Source organism: Parabacteroides sp. HGS0025 (assembly GCF_000969845.1).
Taxonomy (GTDB): Bacteria; Bacteroidota; Bacteroidia; order Bacteroidales; family Tannerellaceae; genus Parabacteroides; species Parabacteroides gordonii.
Map to the genome: position 1 here is coordinate 3,486,776 of NZ_KQ033902.1, position 16,148 is coordinate 3,502,923.

16 protein-coding genes are annotated in these 16,148 nt (G+C 47.8%); 8 read left to right on the forward strand and 8 right to left on the reverse strand.

Annotated features, from left to right (window positions below; genetic code table 11):
- Nucleotides 1-59 precede the first annotated feature (59 nt).
- Together HMPREF1212_RS13725 and HMPREF1212_RS27000 are read right to left on the reverse strand one after the other, a co-directional pair.
- A complete protein-coding gene (locus HMPREF1212_RS13725) occupies nucleotides 60-857 on the reverse strand; it encodes a DUF6261 family protein (protein ID WP_046149735.1) in 798 nt (265 codons plus the stop codon).
- A gap of 12 nt (nucleotides 858-869) precedes the next feature.
- Nucleotides 870-1,217, reverse strand: a complete 348-nt coding sequence (locus tag HMPREF1212_RS27000; RefSeq protein WP_157317017.1) for a hypothetical protein — start codon at nucleotides 1,215-1,217, stop codon at nucleotides 870-872.
- Nucleotides 1,218-1,674: 457 nt separating this feature from the next.
- On the opposite strand from HMPREF1212_RS27000, the gene HMPREF1212_RS13730 reads away from it, so the two are divergent.
- The 5 genes from HMPREF1212_RS13730 to HMPREF1212_RS13745 all read left to right on the forward strand — a co-directional run bounded on the left by HMPREF1212_RS13730 (nucleotide 1,675) and on the right by HMPREF1212_RS13745 (nucleotide 6,184).
- A complete protein-coding gene (locus tag HMPREF1212_RS13730) occupies nucleotides 1,675-2,118 on the forward strand; it encodes a MarR family winged helix-turn-helix transcriptional regulator (RefSeq protein WP_046149736.1) in 444 nt (147 codons plus the stop codon).
- On the forward strand, nucleotides 2,096-2,470 hold the full coding sequence (locus HMPREF1212_RS27485; protein ID WP_255353066.1) for a TolC family protein: 375 nt from the start codon (nucleotides 2,096-2,098) through the stop codon (nucleotides 2,468-2,470). The genes HMPREF1212_RS13730 and HMPREF1212_RS27485 overlap by 23 nt, the downstream gene beginning before the upstream one ends.
- Nucleotides 2,471-2,552: 82 nt before the next feature.
- On the forward strand, nucleotides 2,553-3,473 hold the full coding sequence (locus HMPREF1212_RS27490; RefSeq protein ID WP_255353075.1) for a TolC family protein: 921 nt from the start codon (nucleotides 2,553-2,555) through the stop codon (nucleotides 3,471-3,473).
- 20 nt (nucleotides 3,474-3,493) lie between these two features.
- Complete coding sequence (locus tag HMPREF1212_RS13740; protein ID WP_046149737.1) at nucleotides 3,494-4,564, forward strand: HlyD family secretion protein; 1,071 nt, start codon at nucleotides 3,494-3,496, stop codon at nucleotides 4,562-4,564.
- Nucleotides 4,565-4,579: 15 nt separating this feature from the next.
- Nucleotides 4,580-6,184, forward strand: coding sequence for an MFS transporter (locus HMPREF1212_RS13745; RefSeq protein WP_028726796.1), 1,605 nt, complete (start codon nucleotides 4,580-4,582; stop codon nucleotides 6,182-6,184).
- Between the two features lie 86 nt (nucleotides 6,185-6,270).
- Here HMPREF1212_RS13745 and HMPREF1212_RS13750 read toward each other — a convergent pair whose 3' ends face one another.
- The 3 genes from HMPREF1212_RS13750 to HMPREF1212_RS13760 form a co-directional block, all read right to left on the reverse strand.
- Nucleotides 6,271-6,588: an HU family DNA-binding protein gene (locus HMPREF1212_RS13750; RefSeq protein ID WP_255353068.1), complete on the reverse strand. Its 318-nt coding sequence runs from the start codon at nucleotides 6,586-6,588 to the stop codon at nucleotides 6,271-6,273.
- A 91-nt stretch (nucleotides 6,589-6,679) separates the two neighbouring features.
- Entirely contained in the window at nucleotides 6,680-7,327 is a 648-nt protein-coding gene (locus tag HMPREF1212_RS13755; RefSeq protein WP_046149738.1) for a response regulator transcription factor, read from the reverse strand.
- Nucleotides 7,324-8,565 carry a PLP-dependent transferase gene (locus HMPREF1212_RS13760; protein WP_046149739.1) on the reverse strand — a complete coding sequence of 414 codons (1,242 nt, stop codon included), beginning with the start codon at nucleotides 8,563-8,565 and terminating at the stop codon, nucleotides 7,324-7,326. The genes HMPREF1212_RS13755 and HMPREF1212_RS13760 overlap by 4 nt, the downstream gene beginning before the upstream one ends.
- Nucleotides 8,566-8,691: 126 nt before the next feature.
- Here HMPREF1212_RS13760 and HMPREF1212_RS13765 point away from each other — a divergent pair, with 126 nt between their 5' ends.
- Complete coding sequence (locus HMPREF1212_RS13765; protein WP_046149740.1) at nucleotides 8,692-9,456, forward strand: exodeoxyribonuclease III; 765 nt, start codon at nucleotides 8,692-8,694, stop codon at nucleotides 9,454-9,456.
- 4 nt (nucleotides 9,457-9,460) lie between these two features.
- On the opposite strand, the gene HMPREF1212_RS13770 is transcribed toward HMPREF1212_RS13765, so the two are convergent.
- Nucleotides 9,461-10,015, reverse strand: coding sequence for a GNAT family N-acetyltransferase (locus HMPREF1212_RS13770; RefSeq protein WP_046149741.1), 555 nt, complete (start codon nucleotides 10,013-10,015; stop codon nucleotides 9,461-9,463).
- Nucleotides 10,016-10,279: 264 nt separating this feature from the next.
- Nucleotides 10,280-10,951 carry an SGNH/GDSL hydrolase family protein gene (locus HMPREF1212_RS13775; protein WP_046149742.1) on the reverse strand — a complete coding sequence of 224 codons (672 nt, stop codon included), beginning with the start codon at nucleotides 10,949-10,951 and terminating at the stop codon, nucleotides 10,280-10,282.
- Nucleotides 10,952-11,048: 97 nt separating this feature from the next.
- Here HMPREF1212_RS13775 and HMPREF1212_RS13780 point away from each other — a divergent pair, with 97 nt between their 5' ends.
- Both HMPREF1212_RS13780 and HMPREF1212_RS13785 read left to right on the forward strand, forming a co-directional pair.
- Nucleotides 11,049-11,717, forward strand: a complete 669-nt coding sequence (locus HMPREF1212_RS13780; RefSeq protein ID WP_046149743.1) for a DUF2490 domain-containing protein — start codon at nucleotides 11,049-11,051, stop codon at nucleotides 11,715-11,717.
- A gap of 95 nt (nucleotides 11,718-11,812) precedes the next feature.
- A complete protein-coding gene (locus tag HMPREF1212_RS13785; protein WP_046149744.1) occupies nucleotides 11,813-12,496 on the forward strand; it encodes a queuosine precursor transporter in 684 nt (227 codons plus the stop codon).
- A gap of 43 nt (nucleotides 12,497-12,539) precedes the next feature.
- On the opposite strand, the gene HMPREF1212_RS13790 is transcribed toward HMPREF1212_RS13785, so the two are convergent.
- Nucleotides 12,540-15,965 carry an InlB B-repeat-containing protein gene (locus HMPREF1212_RS13790; RefSeq protein ID WP_232430100.1) on the reverse strand — a complete coding sequence of 1,142 codons (3,426 nt, stop codon included), beginning with the start codon at nucleotides 15,963-15,965 and terminating at the stop codon, nucleotides 12,540-12,542.
- Between the last annotated feature and the right edge of the window lie 183 nt (nucleotides 15,966-16,148).

Genomic DNA, 16,148 nt, shown 5'->3' on the forward strand with positions numbered 1-16,148 from the left:
GGGCTATGACACACCCCCTGCCCCCTCTCGAGAGGGGAAAGGTTACTATCGGCTGATAGTTATTCGATTACGGGGCGGTCGTCTTCGCCACCGCTCGATGGCGGGGTGGTCGGCTGGTTGCTTGCGCCACTGTCGGTTTTACCGCCTTTGGCTTCTCCGCTGCGGAGCGAGATCGTGACACGCATCTTGTCGATCAGGGCGTTCCAAAAGGCAAAAAGGGTCAGGTAATCCGTATCACCGTCGCGACGAGCCAGGAAATTCAACTGGTCGACCAGTTTGTCGTAAGAGACATTCAGTTCACGGCGGGTGATCGGCGTTTTACGAGGCATGTTGCGGCGACCCGTTTCCGTAGCTTTTTTACTAAGGATATTTTTCGCTTCATTGTTGATTATCTGCAATTGGGTAACACGATCGTCCAACTTAAGCAATTTGATAAGATCCTTATAATCATCCGATTGAAAATAAGCAACGATACTGTCCGTCTTTCCGATAATATCCTCGAAAGACAGATGGCTGATATATTTAAACTGATCGACAACGATCATCAGGCTGACAGCTGCCGCCACAAAATCGTCGTGCGAATTACTCAGGTCTGCCGCTATCTTCTTGAAAAGTCCGTCGCGCGAAGCATTCAGCCTGCGTTTCGATTCGTTCGACTTCCTGGTATATTCACTTTTACTCAAACGGTTCAGACTATTGTCGAATTGAATGATATTGGCGTCGAAACTCTCGAACTCGGGTTTATAAAGTGAAATATCCCTGTCGGCCCGCTGGATTTCGTTTTTTACAGCGATACAAAAGGTTAGAAATTCGTTGGCTCTTAACCGTGTCTTAGGGCATGTTTGGATGTTTGCCATAATGTAGATGATTTAATGATTAGTATTTAGTCGGATATTATTTGCTGATAGTATATAATAATAATGTATAGTATCGAAGGGGTACGATGGTGCCGTGCAACGTTGCATTATGTCGTCGTAGGGGTACGACAGTGTTTTGCAACGTTGCATTGTACCGTCGTAGGCCTTCGACAACGTTTTGCAACGGTGAATTGTGCTGTCGTAGGGGTACGACGGTGTCGTGCAACGTTGCACCCTGTCGTTGTAGGGGTACGAAGGCATTTTGCAACGTTGCATCGTGTCGTCGTAGGCCTTCGGTAAAATAGCGTATGAATGCGTTATTTCATTCGGGTAGGTGGATGGCTTTATTCGCTCTTTCATCTTTAAGAATACTAGTGTTTTTGATAGAATGACTAGCTAAAACGATCGTTTTTTATAGTCATTTTTTTCGCAAACAATTAACATACATAAACATTTATGCCGACTTTAATTTTCATCTTGTATTCAGTTGATTTTTAGAAAGAAATATTGAATATTAGTTGTTTTACAAATAATTGTTTTTAACTTTGCGCCAATACAAAATGAGTGACTAGAAAAAACGATCGTTTTTTTTAGTCATTCATTTTTCACTTATATCTAATTGATTTTCAGTATATAGAATAGATAATACCGTCTAAAAATAATTATTGACTATATACTTACACAGTCTTTTCTTTTATGATCGAGTATAAAACAGCGGGTCTTTGATCTCTAATCTTTCCGAAAAAATAAATAGTCAAACATTAAACTAATATCAAAAGAAATACATACCTTTGCGCCATCAAAGGGAAAAAACAGCATGACAACAAATGGGGAATTAGCTCACGAACTCAATCTACTGGTATTAAAAACACGGATGACCTTCCGCCAAAGCATCCAGCGGTTGCTCAAACAAAATAATGTCGACATGACTTTCGAAATGTTGCAGATTATGCACTGCCTGTGGAAAGAACAGGGAGTCAGCCAGCAAACCCTGGCCGAGAAAACAGCGAAAGACAAGGCCTGCCTTACCAACCTGATCAACAACCTGGAAAAGAAAAACTGGGTTGTCAGGCAGGAAGATACCAGCGACCGGCGGAATAAACTGATATTCCTCACTCCCGAAGGGGAAGAAATGGCCAGACGTATAAAGTTCATACTGAAAGGTATGTACGATCAGGTGGGCGAACAAATGAATCCCCGGCAAATGGGTTCCTGCATAAAGCAATTGACGAAGCTAAATGAGATATTCGATAAGATATAGTTTATTATTGTTACTGTTTATTTTGAAGCCTGTTGCGACTCGTTCCCAACAGGCTTATTCTCTTACCCTCGACGAACTGTTTCGGCTGGGTACGGAGAATAGCCTGCGGCTGCAAGCCACCCGCATGCAGGAGGTGATAGCCGCCGACAAGGAAAAAACAGCACAAACCTCGCGGCTGCCCGACATCAGTATCGGGGCTACCACGGGATATATCGGACGGCCGACCGTCTTCCGGCAGGGCCTTTCGCAACCCGTGCATCCCGACATGCCGGACTGGTCGCATAATTATAATGTAGAGGTGACGCAACCGATCTACCGGGGCGGCAAGATACATTATACGATCAAACGATAAGTAAGCGCAAGTCCTTGCGGTACTGGCAAATTCTGGCGGCAAGATACATTATACGATCAAACGCTCGTCGCTGGAAAAGCAGATTGCCGCTTTAAATTCGACCAACGACAAAGCCGAAATAAAGCTGTTGCTGCTCGGCCAATATATGGATTTGTTCAGCTTGTACAAGCAAAAAGAGGTATTCGCCCGTAACGTGGAGGAGTCGGCGCGACGGCTGGAAGATATCCGCCGTTTGAAGAAAGAGGGGATCGTCACCCGCAACGATGAGTTGCGCAGTGAGTTGCAACTGACTAACGACCAACTGGCTTACCGGGAAGCGAATGACAATATCGCCATCGTCTCCCAGCAGTTGGATGTCGTCCTCGGACTGGATGAAACCTTGCTGCTCCAACCCGATACGGGGTTGCTCTACACGGCGGTATCGCTCGAAAGCAGTGACGAATATGTGCGGCAGGCTTACGATAATTATCCTGAATTGCAGATTGCCCGCTACAATACGCGGCTGGCGGAAAACGATATCCGCCTGTCGAAGGCAGATTATCTCCCCTCGCTTTCGCTCCGTGCCGCCAATACGCTGGCGCGCCCGTTGAGCACGACGATGGAGGATATGTTTTCCAACAACTGGAACATCGCGCTCAGTCTCTCTTACAACCTGTCTTCGCTCTACCAAAATAAGCATAAGGTGCACGAAGCGCGGCAATATGTAAATATCCGGAAGAACCGGGAAGAACAGGTCAGGCAGGATATCCGTGTCAACGTAAAAAGTGCCTGGATCAAGCACCATGAGGCGCTCGACCGGGTAGAGGCTTTGCTCCTCTCCGTCCGGCAAGCCGAAGAGAATTACCGGATCGTGCGGAACCGTTATCTCAACCAGCTTTCCATCCTGACCGACTTGCTGGATGCCAGCAGCATCCGGTTGGAAGCCGAGTTGCAACTAACGAATGCACGGACGGAAGTTATTTACAGTTATTACCAATTGATGCGTTCGTGCGGGAATTTATAAACAGATAAAAACAAACCGATATGTCCGGATTAGATAAGAAAAGAAAACAACTCAGACGACTGAGGATACGTAACATCACCCTCAACACGGTATGTATCCTGCTGGCTTTTAGCGGGATATCCTGGACAGTCAATTATTTCTGGAAATACGTGAACTACGAGATAACCAACGATGCGGTTGTCGACCAGTACATCACCCCGGTCAACATCCGTGTATCCGGTTATATCAGCGAAGTCCGTTTCACCGAGCACCAGCATGTCAAAGCGGGCGATACCTTGCTGATACTCGACGACCGCGAATACCGTATCAAGCTGAAAGATGCAGAAGCCGCCCTGCTCGATGCCCGCGCCTCGAAAGATATCCTGAGCTCCGGCATACGGACTTCGGAGGTCAACGTCAGCGTACAGGAGGCCAATATCGCCGAAACGAAAGCCCGCCTGTGGCAACTGGAACAGGATTACCGCCGCTATGCCAACCTGCTGGCCGAGGAGTCGGTATCGCAACAGCAATACGAACAGGTAAAGGCCAATTACGAAGCCATGCAAGCCCGCTACGATGCTTTGCTGCGCCAGAAAAGTGCCGCGCAGTCGCAATATTCGGAAACGAGCAAGAAGAGCGGCAGCGTGGAAGCCATGATCCTGCGCAAAGAAGCCGACCTCGAAATGGCGCAGCTCAACCTCTCCTACACGGTCGTCACTGCTCCCTTCGACGGATATATGGGTCGCCGCACGCTGGAAACCGGGCAACTGGTGCAGGCCGGCCAAACGTTGAGCAACCTGGTACGCGGCGACGACAAATGGATAACGGCCAACTACAAGGAGACACAGATCAGTAACATTTATATCGGCCAGGAGGTGCGTATCAAGGTGGATGCCATCGACAACCGCGTCTTCCACGGTAAAGTGACGGCTATATCCGAAGCGACCGGCTCTAAATATTCGCTGGTGCCGACCGACAACTCCGCCGGCAATTTCATCAAGGTGCAACAGCGCATCCCCGTCAGGATCGACCTCACAGATGCGTCACCCGACGACATGAACAGGCTCCGCGCCGGGATGATGGTGGAGACGGAAGCATTGAAAAAAGACTAAAAACAAGTAGGATAAATGGCTAACCAAGCACTTTTAAGTGTACCGATACGTCCCTGGGTTCCCCGCTGGTTGGGTATCGTTACGGCTTTTGTCGTGATGCTCCCGATCATCCTGATCAACGGTGCCTATACCGGAAATATCACCGAGGTTTCCGGCACGTTGGGGGTGTTGAGCGAGGATATCAGCATGGCTTATTATGCCACTTCGGCGGGTATGGCGGTGGCTTATCCACTGATCCCGAAAGTACGCCCGGTGGTGACGACCAAGACGATCCTGCTGATCGACCTTTTGTTGCAGGTGATACTCAGCTTTATCTGCGCGCAGGTCAACCAGATGGATATAATTATTGTATGCAGCTTCTTTATCGGTTTCCTGAAAGCGTTTGCAATGCTGGAGATTATTTTGATGATCCGTCCGCTGTTCAGTCCGAAGAATGTCCGCAGCGAGTTTTATGCTTACTTCTACCCGATCGTGTTCTCCGCCGGGCAGGTTTCGATGGCGGTGACGGCGCAGCTGGCTTATTATTATCAATGGCAGTATATGTATTATTTTGTTATCTTGCTGCTGTTGGTGGCCATATCCTTTATCCTGATGTTTTTCCGGTATGCCAGGCGTCCGGTTTATTTCCCGTTTAAGGAGATCGACTGGAAAAGTATCCTGCTCATGGCATCTATCCTGCTTTTTACCATCTGGTCGGCCACCTATGGCAAGACGCTCGACTGGTTTTCGTCGACAAAGATAACGGTTTATGTGTTGTCGCTACCCGTCCTGGTCTGGCTGTTCCTGTTCCGGCAAAAGACGACGCGGAATCCTTATCTCCGGTTGGAAGTGCTGAACAGCAGCAAAGCATTGATCGGTTACTTTTACATGATGCTGGTCATGTTCTTTTCTGCAACCAGTTCGCTGGTTACCAGTTATATGAATAGTATTATACGGGTAGACAGCGTACATGCCAACTTCCTCAACCTGTGGATGCTACCGGGCTTTATATGCGGGGCGGTGATTTGTTTCTGGTGGTTCCGGTGGCAACGATGGCGTTTCAGGGTACTTATTTCGGGGGGAATGTTGTGTTATGTGATTTACCTCACCATCCTTTATTTCGGGATCACTCCCGACGGGAGATATGAGATGTTATACCTTCCGATGTTTCTCCGGGGAATGGGTATGATGATCCTGTTTATTGCTTTCGGCGTATTTGTCGTAGAAGATATGAACCCGAAGCTAATGATATATAATGCTTTCTTCCTGATCACCTGCCGCTCGGTGATTGCTCCGGCACTGGCATCGTCTTTCTTCAACAATATGCTTTACCGCGTTCAGTTGCAGGGCATGACGATCTTATCGGAGAATATGCGTATGGATAATCCGGTGGCAGCACAGTTGTATGAGCAATCCAGGACAGGCATGCTGGCGCAGGGACACAGTATGACCGACGCGACAGCACTGGCATGTAACAGTCTTTACACGACACTCCAAACGCAAAGCCTGCTGCTTGCCTTAAAGACAATCATCGGCTACGTACTGATCTTTGCTATTGTCGTGATGGTGATTTCGCGCTTCACTCCTTTCCATAAAACGCTGAAGGTGGAGATTGTAAAGACAGGGGAAGATATGGTGTAAATCAGATAAGTAATCTTCTGACGCAAGGTCAGGCCATAAAAAAAGCGTCCCTCCCTGTCACAGAGAAGGACGCTTTTTCATTTCTTTCATTTCTTGTCATTCATCGCTTCCAATAAGAACTTACCGGGTTTGAACTTAACAGTTCTTCTGGCCTCGATCATAACAGGTTCTCCTGTTTTGGGGTTACGGGCCATACGGCTGTTCTGCGGTCTGGGTGATAAAGTTCCAAAACCAATAAGGGTTACTTCGTCATTCGCTGACAAAACTTCAGTTACGATCTCCATGTAGGCTTCTAGCACCTTGCTTGCTTTCTGTTTTTGTAGCCCGCTTCTTTCGGCTAAGGCTGCTACGAGTTCTGCTCTGTTCATTGAGTTTTTATTTAATAAAATAAGAATTATAGTCATTAAACAACCATCTCCCGGAGAATGTTCATCAGAACCTATAAACCAAGCGATGGCGACTAAAATCGCCGTAAAGATAATGAAATAATTTATTTTAAATATAATACTCGGCAGAATCTATAATTCCTGCACGAAGTGCATAGCGGGTCGCTTCATGTAAATTGTTCACTTCCAGTTTGCGAAAGATGTTCTTCCGGTGTGTGGTTATGGTGTGGATACTTGAAAAACGTTCGGCGGCAATCTCCTTCGTCGTCTTACCTAAAGCGATGGATTTCAATATCTCCGTTTCCGTAGATGTCAGCACGGGATGTTCTTTTTGCTGTCCGGCTTTCCTGTCGGACAGTAAATTATTTATCCGGTTACAGATGAAACACTGCGAACGAAAAGCGGAAAATATTGCCGTACGAATTTCTTCTAAAAAAGAATCTTTTAGTACAATACTGAATGTTTCGCTGCTGAAAATTATCCGGCGGATGAAATCTTCACTCAATTCTTCACTGAAAAGTATCCAGGAAATCCGCTTGAACCGTTCTTGCAGGATGATCAACTCATCGGCACTATTCAGGTCGAAAAGTGTATAATCCAGCAGGACGACCGCATCGGGATAACGCACCAGCAGCCGGAGCAATTCTTTCTTGTCGGCCGCTTCAGTCACCAGACCGATCTCCGGCATCTTATCTGTGAGATATAAGATGCCGGCTTTAGTGATATCCTGATTATCGGCTATGACAAGGGTTCTCATACGTCAGCGGTTAAAGCTTGCCTGATATCGTTATACAGATCGTCCACCGACTCCAGGCCGACCGACAGGCGGATGGTCTGCTGGCTGATATCCATACTCTGCCGCAGTTCTTCCGTGAAACTGCCATAGATGGTACTGGCCGGATGGATAGCGAGTGTCTTATTATCGAAGAGGTTGGTCGCACGGCGGATCAGCTTCAGACGGTTCATAAAGGCAAAGCAGGCTTCGCGCGAAACCAGGTCGAACGTCAGCATGGCACCGGGGTATTTACCGAACTGTGCCGTGCTCAGTTTATAATAAGGATTATCTTTCAGCCCGGTATAGTTGACGGAGACAATGCCGTCCAATGCCTGCAACCGTCCGGCCAGTTCCAGGCAGGTCGTTCCCTGGCGGTCGAAGCGTACCTGCATCGTTTCCAGTCCCAGGGTCTGCATATAAGCGACCTGGGGAGTCATATAGGCACCCAGGTTACGATGGATCTCTTTACGCAGGCGAGCGGTGAAGGCGCGTTCGCCGAACTGTTCGTACCAATGTTTCAGGGTGATGAAATGGCTCCAGTCGAAAGTACCGTTATCCAGGATCAGTCCCCCTATGCTGGTCGCACCGCCGGATATGTATTTTGTGCTGGATATGATCTCTATATCTATACCGTATTCCTTTCCGCGAAAGACGGAGAAAGGTACGATCGTCGTGTCGGCAATCAACGGAATGCCCGCTTCTTTTCCGATAGAAGAAAGCAGCTTCAAATCGGCTACTTCCAGTTGCGGGTTCGTGATCACTTCCAGAAAGAGGGCACAGGTATTGCAGTCGATGTTGGCACGTACTTCGTCCGGGTTTGTCAGGTCACAGAAGCGGGCTTCCATACCGAAAGCGGCCAGTGTGTTCTTCAGCAGCGAAAACGTATTCCCGAACAGGTGCGGCGACGTAACGATATTTGCATTGGCACGTCCGATCGTCATCAGCGTATTGCAGATAGCGGCCATTCCCGAGTTCAGGGCGGTAACGCTCATGGCTCCGGTAATGGCGCGTACACGGTCTTCAAAATATTGTACGGTAGGATTCGTGATCCTTGAATAAGCATGGTCGGATGTGTTTCCGCAAAAGGCGGCCTCCATCGCTTCGGCGGTATCGAATTCGTATGCAGCCGTGTTATATACCGGCATGGATAATGCGTTATATGCATCCGGCTTTTCGTAAGGGGTATGAAGCACGCGGGCCTCAAAACTAATATCTTCCATTCTGTACTAATCTAGCGTTGTTTTCTTTTTGCCGCTACAAAAGTATTATTCATTCGGCAAAAATTAGCACATCAGAATGTTAAATACTACCTTTGGGTTCATATAAACAAAATAAAAGTCAGATTTATGAAGATCATCACATACAACGTCAACGGCCTGCGTGCCGCCGTAACCAAAGGCCTGCCGGAATGGTTGGCACAGGAACAACCGGATGTACTTTGCATACAGGAAACCAAACTCCAACCGGAACAATTTCCTGCTGAAGCGTTTGAAGGATTGGGCTACAAACCCTACCTCTTCAGTGCACAGAAGAAAGGATATAGCGGCGTTGCCATCCTCACCCGCCGGGAACCCGACCATGTGGAGATCGGCATGGGGATAGAAAAGTATGATAACGAAGGACGTTTCATCCGTGCGGATTATGGCGACACTTCCGTTGTAAGCGTTTACCACCCTTCAGGAACAAGCGGTGACGAGCGGCAGACCTTCAAGATGGAATGGCTGGAAGACTTTCAGAACTATGTGGTGGAACTGCAAAAAACAAGAAAGAAGCTGATCCTCTGCGGCGATTACAACATCTGCCACGAACCGATCGACATCCACGACCCGGTACGCAACGCCACGAACAGCGGTTTCCTTCCCGAAGAGCGCGAATGGATGACCCGCTTCCTCAATGCCGGCTTTATCGATACCTTCCGTTACCTGAACCCGGAGAAGCAGCAGTATACCTGGTGGAGCTACCGTTTCAGTGCACGCAAGAACAATAAGGGCTGGCGCATCGATTACTGTATGGTAAGCGAACCGGTCAAACCCTTATTGAAAGAAGCCTACATCCTGAATGACGCCGTACATTCGGACCATTGCCCGGCGGTACTGGAAGTAGAACTATAAACGATTACTCCCGCCAGTGCTGCGGTTTGTCCAAGGCCGTTGTACAGCGGATACGGCCTTTCGGGATGTTATCCGTGTCGGGGGTCAGGTATTGGTACATCCAGTAGTCGGCATACTCACGGGGCAGCGGATAAGGCGGGAAGAAACCTGCGCTTTCCGCATCGCCCTTGAAGCCGTGCCGGGGGTAATACTCTTTATGCCCCAGTACTAAAACCAGTTTTACGCCGGACTCCCGCAGATACCGTAAGCCCGCTTCGATCAGCAGTCCGCCGAGGCCTTGCTTCTGATACGCCGGCTTTATTGCAAGCGGGGCAAGTATATAGATCGAAGAAGTGTCGGCGGAACCTTCCGCTACCCCCGGAGTAAAGAGGATATGGCCTACCGCTTCCCCCCGGTAAAAGGCCAGCAGGGAGAGATACGGCTCCGTATTCTCAACGGCTATGACCTCGGCTACCCATTCAGCCTCTTTAGCACTACCGAAAGCGAGTGTTTCGATCTGCATCACGTCGTTAAAATCGTCAGAAGTTGCCCTTCTGATCTGAACATCATTTTCCATCATTGTTTTATTTATATATAAGTATAAAGAGAGAAACAGGGAAATAAGAAATCGGTTCGGGTAGAGATTATTACCCAAAAGAATAGAAGTGGCCAGCCTGAAAAGAGTTACAGGCTGTTATTAAGCACCTATATGTAAAGATTGTGTGTTCAAAAAGCAGTTATTATAATTCGGGGCAAAGATATCTGAATTTCCGGGAAATGCAATAGGTATGCAGGATATTAACATGTAGCCCCACCCTTCACGGACAGGGCTATACACTGTGTTCTAGTATTTCTTAAGCGCTTCCGAGATCAAGCGTTCCATGATCTTATACCCTTCCATAGTAGGGTGTACGCCATCTTTCGAATACTTTTCGGGGAGTCCGTTGCGGGCATCTTTCAAGGCGGAATGATAGTCCACATAAGTCAGGTTATGACGGTCGGCATACTCCTTGATCATCTTGTTCAGGGCGATGATCTTATCGGCAGGCTCCAGGCCTTTGCGCCAGCCGTATTCATAGGCGGGCAGGATGGAACAAAGGACGACATCGATGTTGTTGGCTTTAGCCAGCTCGGCCATCGAGATGATGTTGCCCAGGATATTTTCGGGAGCGATATAGCCGTTGTTCTGGGCGATATCGTTGGTACCGGCCAGGATCACTACCGCTTTAGGTTGCAGGTCGATCACGTCGGCACGGAAACGAACCAACATCTGGGCGGTCGTCTGTCCGCCGATCCCACGGCCTATGTAACGGTTGTTCTTAAAGAATAAAGAGTCGGTATTCCACCAACCGTCCGTGATGGAGTTTCCCATAAAGACCACCCGCGTAGGTGTCTCGACCGATTTATTGGCTTCCGCATAACGACCGAACTGCGCCCAATCGTTCTGCTGACTAAAGAGTGAGGAAGTGGCCAAAGTACACATGGCCAACACAAACCATTTTCTCATGTTCTTCATACGATGAATTTCTTTTATTAGGTTACAATAGGTACAAAAATAGTCGTTTTATCATTATCTTTGCAGCGATACTGAACAAAAACACTTATAAGGCTCCATGAAAAGCTATTTCAAACGAAATCGTTTCTTTCTTCTATGCATTCTCCTCTTTGCGGCAACCCTCTCTCCCATCGCTGCTATGGACGGGGCGGGAATGGCATTCAAGGTCAGTTTATCCGGGAAGATATACCGCCGCTTCTCCTTCCTGGTGGAAGAAGACATACGTCCCCAAAGCGACTTCCGGCAGGCGGAGTGGTTCCTGACCACCGGAGAGGTGAACTACACTTTCAACCGTTACCTCAAGACAGGCATCGCCTACATGCTGCTCTGCCAATATAAAGCATCCGAAGAACTGCGGAACCGTTACTACGTCTACGCCTCGGCCAACTACCCGGTCGGCAACTTCACCCTGTCGCTCCGCGAACGTTTCCAGAGCACATACAAAACAGGTGGCCAGCATCCCAAGAACTATCTCCGCAGCATGCTCACCCTCTCCTACAAGATCTGGAAGACAGGCATTTGCCCTTTCGCCTATGCCGAGGTATTCAACGACACGGGGTATCAGGGGCGGATGCATGCCGACCGGATACGCCTGTCCGCCGGAAGCGACTACAAGATAAACAAACAGAACTCGCTGCAACTGTATTACCGCTACCATATATTTAATGTATACGACCCGGTGAACTATAAACATGCAATAGGCCTGACCTATGCACACCGGTTCTAAAAAAATACTTATCTTTGCCCCCGAAATTAAAAGACATGATACGGAAAGCCCCGGCTTTCCCGAGTACTTGATAAACCTCGTAAAAAACAAGAATTATGCAGAAGACAACTGTTTCAATCCCCTTCATGCTGCTGGGCATCCTGTTCAATATATGCCTGGTCGCTTCCAACCTTTTGGAAACCAAAGTAGTCCAGGTATTCGGCATCACTGCCACTGCCGGGCTGATCGTATTCCCTATCTCGTATATCATCAACGACTGTATCGCCGAGGTATGGGGATTTAAAAAGGCGCGCCTGATCATCTGGAGCGGCTTTGCCTCCAACTTCCTTGTGATCGGGTTCGCCCAACTGGCCGTTATGCTTCCCGCCGCCCCGTTCTGGGAAGGGGAAGCAGGGTTCAACTTCGTATTCGGGATGGCGCCGCGTATCGCCATTGCCAGCCTGATCGCGTTTCTGGTGGGTTCGTTCCTCAATGCGTATGTGATGAGCAAAATGAAGATCGCTTCCAAAGGGAAGAACTTCTCGCTGCGTGCCATCGCTTCGACACTGGCGGGCGAAAGTGCCGACTCGCTGATCTTCTTCCCGATCGCTTTCCTCGGACTGATACCGCCCCGAGAGCTGCTGATCATGATCGGGACACAGGCCGTACTGAAATCGCTTTATGAAGTACTGATCCTGCCTGTCACCATCCGCGTGGTGAAGTATATCAAGAAAGTGGATGGAAGCGATGTGTATGATATCGGGACGTCTTACAATGTGTTGAAAGTAAAAGATATATAAGAAGAAGAAAAGCCCCGCGCCTGTTACAGACGCGGGGCTTTTGCTATGTACGGGAACGGGTTACTATCACCTTTACCACTTCCCCATTTTCAAACTTGACGATATAGGCACCGGAAGGCAAACCTTCCACACGCGTCTCGCCGTCAGGCAGGCGAAGGTTGCGCTGCGGACGACCGGCCAGGTCGAAGATGATGGCGGTCGTGGCCTGCGGGACAGTGATCGACAAGGCACTGCCGAAGACGCGGACAGTGGCGGGGACGGTCGCCAGGGTTTCGTTGGCCACCGGGTTGTTCTTCACGATGCCGTCGATGAATATATCGAGCGGTTGACGAACATATTCAATGATATATGCACCGTCACTCGTACGGGGGGTGATGGTTTCGCCACGACTGGTCGTTACTAACGGAACTGACTGGTCATACTCCTTGTCGAGCGAGAGATAGAACCGGAAGCTACCCCATGACTCCACTTCATACGCTCCGGCAACCGGATCGGTTACAGCTCCCTCAACGACCGGTAGGGTAACATTGTAATAGACCGTTGCAGGTGGTTCAGGCGGTGTTATCTGTTGTTTGAATGTAGCGGAAAAAGCGACTGGGCTTTCCGGCATCGTGTATGTGCTGTTGTTACTGAGTGTTGCTGCCTGACCACTTTTCGGGGTGGCGGTGATAGACTCCAATGCGTAGCCGGAAGCCGGAATTCCACTGACAGTAAGTATGGTATTGCTTGCTACCTTATCTTGATTGCTGACGGTAATGTCAGTACCGGTTGTAAGAACCAGCTCGTTTCCGTTGCCCGGATCAAGTACGGTCACGAGATAGGTCTTTTGCAAAGGTTGCTGAGTGGTAGTTTCAGCCGTAGCACCTTCTTTTACGACAACAGTTCCTGCATTATCCATGCCGGAAGTGGTTAACTTTGTATTTGCTTCAGCAACCATGGAGGCTTGGAGGTTCACTTTGATCCCTTTGTCACTATCGGTAGTCGTGTTAGTCGCTGTGATTTCTGTATTTTTTCCGGTGATTGTCAGGCTACCGTTATTTGAGATACCATACTGGTTGGCCTCTCCGGCTTTCACTTCTAAATTACCTCTGAAAGACACCTTAGCTCCGTTGGCAATTGTCAGCGCAGGGGCAGCTGTTGTTGATGAGTTGATTTTTGCATTCTCGAACGTCAAGACGCCTTGGGCGGTTTCATCAATCAGCATGCGTTTTGTGTCGGCAAGGGTGTTTTTTATTGTGCCGTTGAAAGAGAGTAAGGAAGGGGTTGACCGGGTAATTGCAGCTTTCATGTATTTCCATATATTTCCGTCTTTGGAGATGGTGATGTCTTCGTTCTTTTCATTCAGATCTAAAGGCTGTATCTCAAATTCTCCTTGGAAAGAGGCATCGGCTGAGAGTGTGAGTGTGCTTCCGTTTGTGATGGTTGTTTCTCCATTTTTGAGGGTAGCAGTGATACCTTCATCGTTTGGTGTAGCTGTAGGTGTGATATTTGCCGTATTCGGCACCTGATCGCCATCTTCGAGCATCACGTCTGTTGCGGCATATTGATCCCATTTTACGGAAATAGTCCCTATGCCTTCTGTTTCGGGGGTGGCAATACCTACGGTATATAGCGTTTCCTCTGCTTTCTTCAGACGGTAAGTATGACCGGCTTTGTAAATAAGAGTGGTGACAGGGGTAATGCCACTCTCCAGCCTTACAAGCCCTGCGAAGGTGGTTGTTTTAGGTAGATTTCCAGTAACAACCAGAGGTATATTAGGCGGTAAAGCACCAAGATCCATTGTTTGAAGTAAGATGTCGCGACCGACTAATTTACCGTCACCACTGATGTGTATAGGATTATCTTCATTAAAAGCAAATCCTCCCAAATTATAGGAACCACCTTCGGTTTGAATACTTCCTCTGCATGTTGCAATCGTATTATCGAGAACCAGATTGTTTATTCCTCTTATCTGCGGTAAGTTATAGGGCTGGTTCTCACTGCCGATACCTTTTAGTGTCAATGTACAATCTTTGTACTCACTTCCGTGGGGTTCATTGCCGGACATGATGGATTCTATGACGCTTCCTCCTTCTATGGAGATGCTTAATTTACCCTCTACAGCTATGGCTTTTCCTTGCATTTGTCCTCTGGCTGCTCCTACTGTTTTTATAGTACCATCTTTAATTACTATACTTGCATTGCCTTTAACAGAGCCTTTATTTCCATTATAATTATCACCACTTCCCCAGGCAGCGTCAATTGTGCCTCCTTCAATGGTTACACTAGTATTTCCAGTCACACTGGAAGTGAGACCACCACCAAAAACATTCACATGATGACTACCTTCTTTCAGCCCTTTTATCAAGACCGTTGCAGAGTCAACTTTGCCTTTGTCATCTTCGCTGTTAAAATATCCAAATCCACCACCGTAAATACTACCACCCATATAAATGTTTGGCGAACCTGATTCTTGTTCCGGATCTATTTTGGCTCCATCCACTATTATAGAAGAAAGACCGGCTACGATGCCGTGGAAACCTCCTGTGTAAATATTACCTTTGAATGTTCCGCCATTAAGTTTTACCTCTGTGCTTCCGCAAGTACCGGAATCGCTACCGCCAAATACGGTTTCTTTAACGACAGCTGTGTCTGAAATGGTTAGTTTAGCTGTGTTGGTAACGTCGCCTACTTCGCCTCCTCCATAAATCCATCCGGTTGTCCCTCCTGACATATTTACTATGGTGTTATCGCATGTACCTCCATAGCCTCCTCCAAAGACAGTGCCATTAATGGTACCTCCGGTTATTGTTACGGTTGATGTACCGGTGACGTCTCCAGAATTAGCAGGATCATCCCCTGATGTTGTACTTCCTCCTGTAACCCATCCGAACTGACCGCTTTTAATAGTGATGTTTGTGTTTTCAACATTGCTATTGTTATCTGTACCACCCCAAATGTTTCGGATGCCGGTATTTTTCGCATTATCAATAGTATATCCACTAGCAACAGTCACACCTTCATCAAATGTCAATGCATGTCCATTCGCAGCAATCTGCCAAACCTGAAGCGTAATATTCTTAAATGTAACAGGTGCTGACATTTGGATTCTTGTGAGGTAACTATTATCATCGATATAGGCAAAATTAATGTCTGTTGTTTTACCACTAATTGTACAAGGCTTGCTTGGCATTGTTTTAGCATCCATGACATGATTTATCAATACAATATCAAAGTTTTCCTCTGACGATTCGTTGATTGCTGTTACTGCATCCGCCCAGGTTGCATATTCCGTTTCATTAACAGAAACAGCATTGCTGGTACTTCTTGTCATAAGGGGCATGATTGGTTTTTGAGAAGAACTGGCGTTTGCAGCAGAGCTACCTCCTGAAGGTGATCCTCCTCCCATATTTCGGTTCTGTGCTCCGACCGCCTGAGCTCCGGTCAGGCATAATACAGACAGCATCACCATAATTACATGTGCTATCATACTCTTTAAGTACTTATTTTTCATGCGTTGTTATTATTAAGTTGATAATAAAAGATTCACAGTTTTAACATTAATTTGTAAGGGGTATATCAACAATGTTGTTGAGGTAGGTGTCAACACCACTGTTGAGTAGGGTGGGAACAACGTTGTTGAGGTAGGTGGGAACAATGGTGTTGAGTATAG

What these genes read in the sequence shown, in the direction of transcription:
- HMPREF1212_RS13725 (WP_046149735.1), bottom strand. Translation starts at nt 857, where the DNA reads ATGGCAAACATCCAAACATGCCCTAAGACACGGTTAAGAGCCAACGAA.
- HMPREF1212_RS27000 (WP_157317017.1), bottom strand. Translation starts at nt 1,217, where the DNA reads ATGAAAGAGCGAATAAAGCCATCCACCTACCCGAATGAAATAACGCAT.
- HMPREF1212_RS13730 (WP_046149736.1), top strand. Translation starts at nt 1,675, where the DNA reads ATGACAACAAATGGGGAATTAGCTCACGAACTCAATCTACTGGTATTA.
- HMPREF1212_RS13765 (WP_046149740.1), top strand. Translation starts at nt 8,692, where the DNA reads ATGAAGATCATCACATACAACGTCAACGGCCTGCGTGCCGCCGTAACC.
- HMPREF1212_RS13740 (WP_046149737.1), top strand. Translation starts at nt 3,494, where the DNA reads ATGTCCGGATTAGATAAGAAAAGAAAACAACTCAGACGACTGAGGATA.
- HMPREF1212_RS13750 (WP_255353068.1), bottom strand. Translation starts at nt 6,588, where the DNA reads ATGACTATAATTCTTATTTTATTAAATAAAAACTCAATGAACAGAGCA.
- HMPREF1212_RS13785 (WP_046149744.1), top strand. Translation starts at nt 11,813, where the DNA reads ATGCAGAAGACAACTGTTTCAATCCCCTTCATGCTGCTGGGCATCCTG.
- HMPREF1212_RS13770 (WP_046149741.1), bottom strand. Translation starts at nt 10,015, where the DNA reads ATGATGGAAAATGATGTTCAGATCAGAAGGGCAACTTCTGACGATTTT.
- HMPREF1212_RS27485 (WP_255353066.1), top strand. Translation starts at nt 2,096, where the DNA reads ATGAGATATTCGATAAGATATAGTTTATTATTGTTACTGTTTATTTTG.
- HMPREF1212_RS13745 (WP_028726796.1), top strand. Translation starts at nt 4,580, where the DNA reads ATGGCTAACCAAGCACTTTTAAGTGTACCGATACGTCCCTGGGTTCCC.
- HMPREF1212_RS13790 (WP_232430100.1), bottom strand. Translation starts at nt 15,965, where the DNA reads ATGATAGCACATGTAATTATGGTGATGCTGTCTGTATTATGCCTGACC.
- HMPREF1212_RS13755 (WP_046149738.1), bottom strand. Translation starts at nt 7,327, where the DNA reads ATGAGAACCCTTGTCATAGCCGATAATCAGGATATCACTAAAGCCGGC.
- HMPREF1212_RS13780 (WP_046149743.1), top strand. Translation starts at nt 11,049, where the DNA reads ATGAAAAGCTATTTCAAACGAAATCGTTTCTTTCTTCTATGCATTCTC.
- HMPREF1212_RS13760 (WP_046149739.1), bottom strand. Translation starts at nt 8,565, where the DNA reads ATGGAAGATATTAGTTTTGAGGCCCGCGTGCTTCATACCCCTTACGAA.
- HMPREF1212_RS13775 (WP_046149742.1), bottom strand. Translation starts at nt 10,951, where the DNA reads ATGAAGAACATGAGAAAATGGTTTGTGTTGGCCATGTGTACTTTGGCC.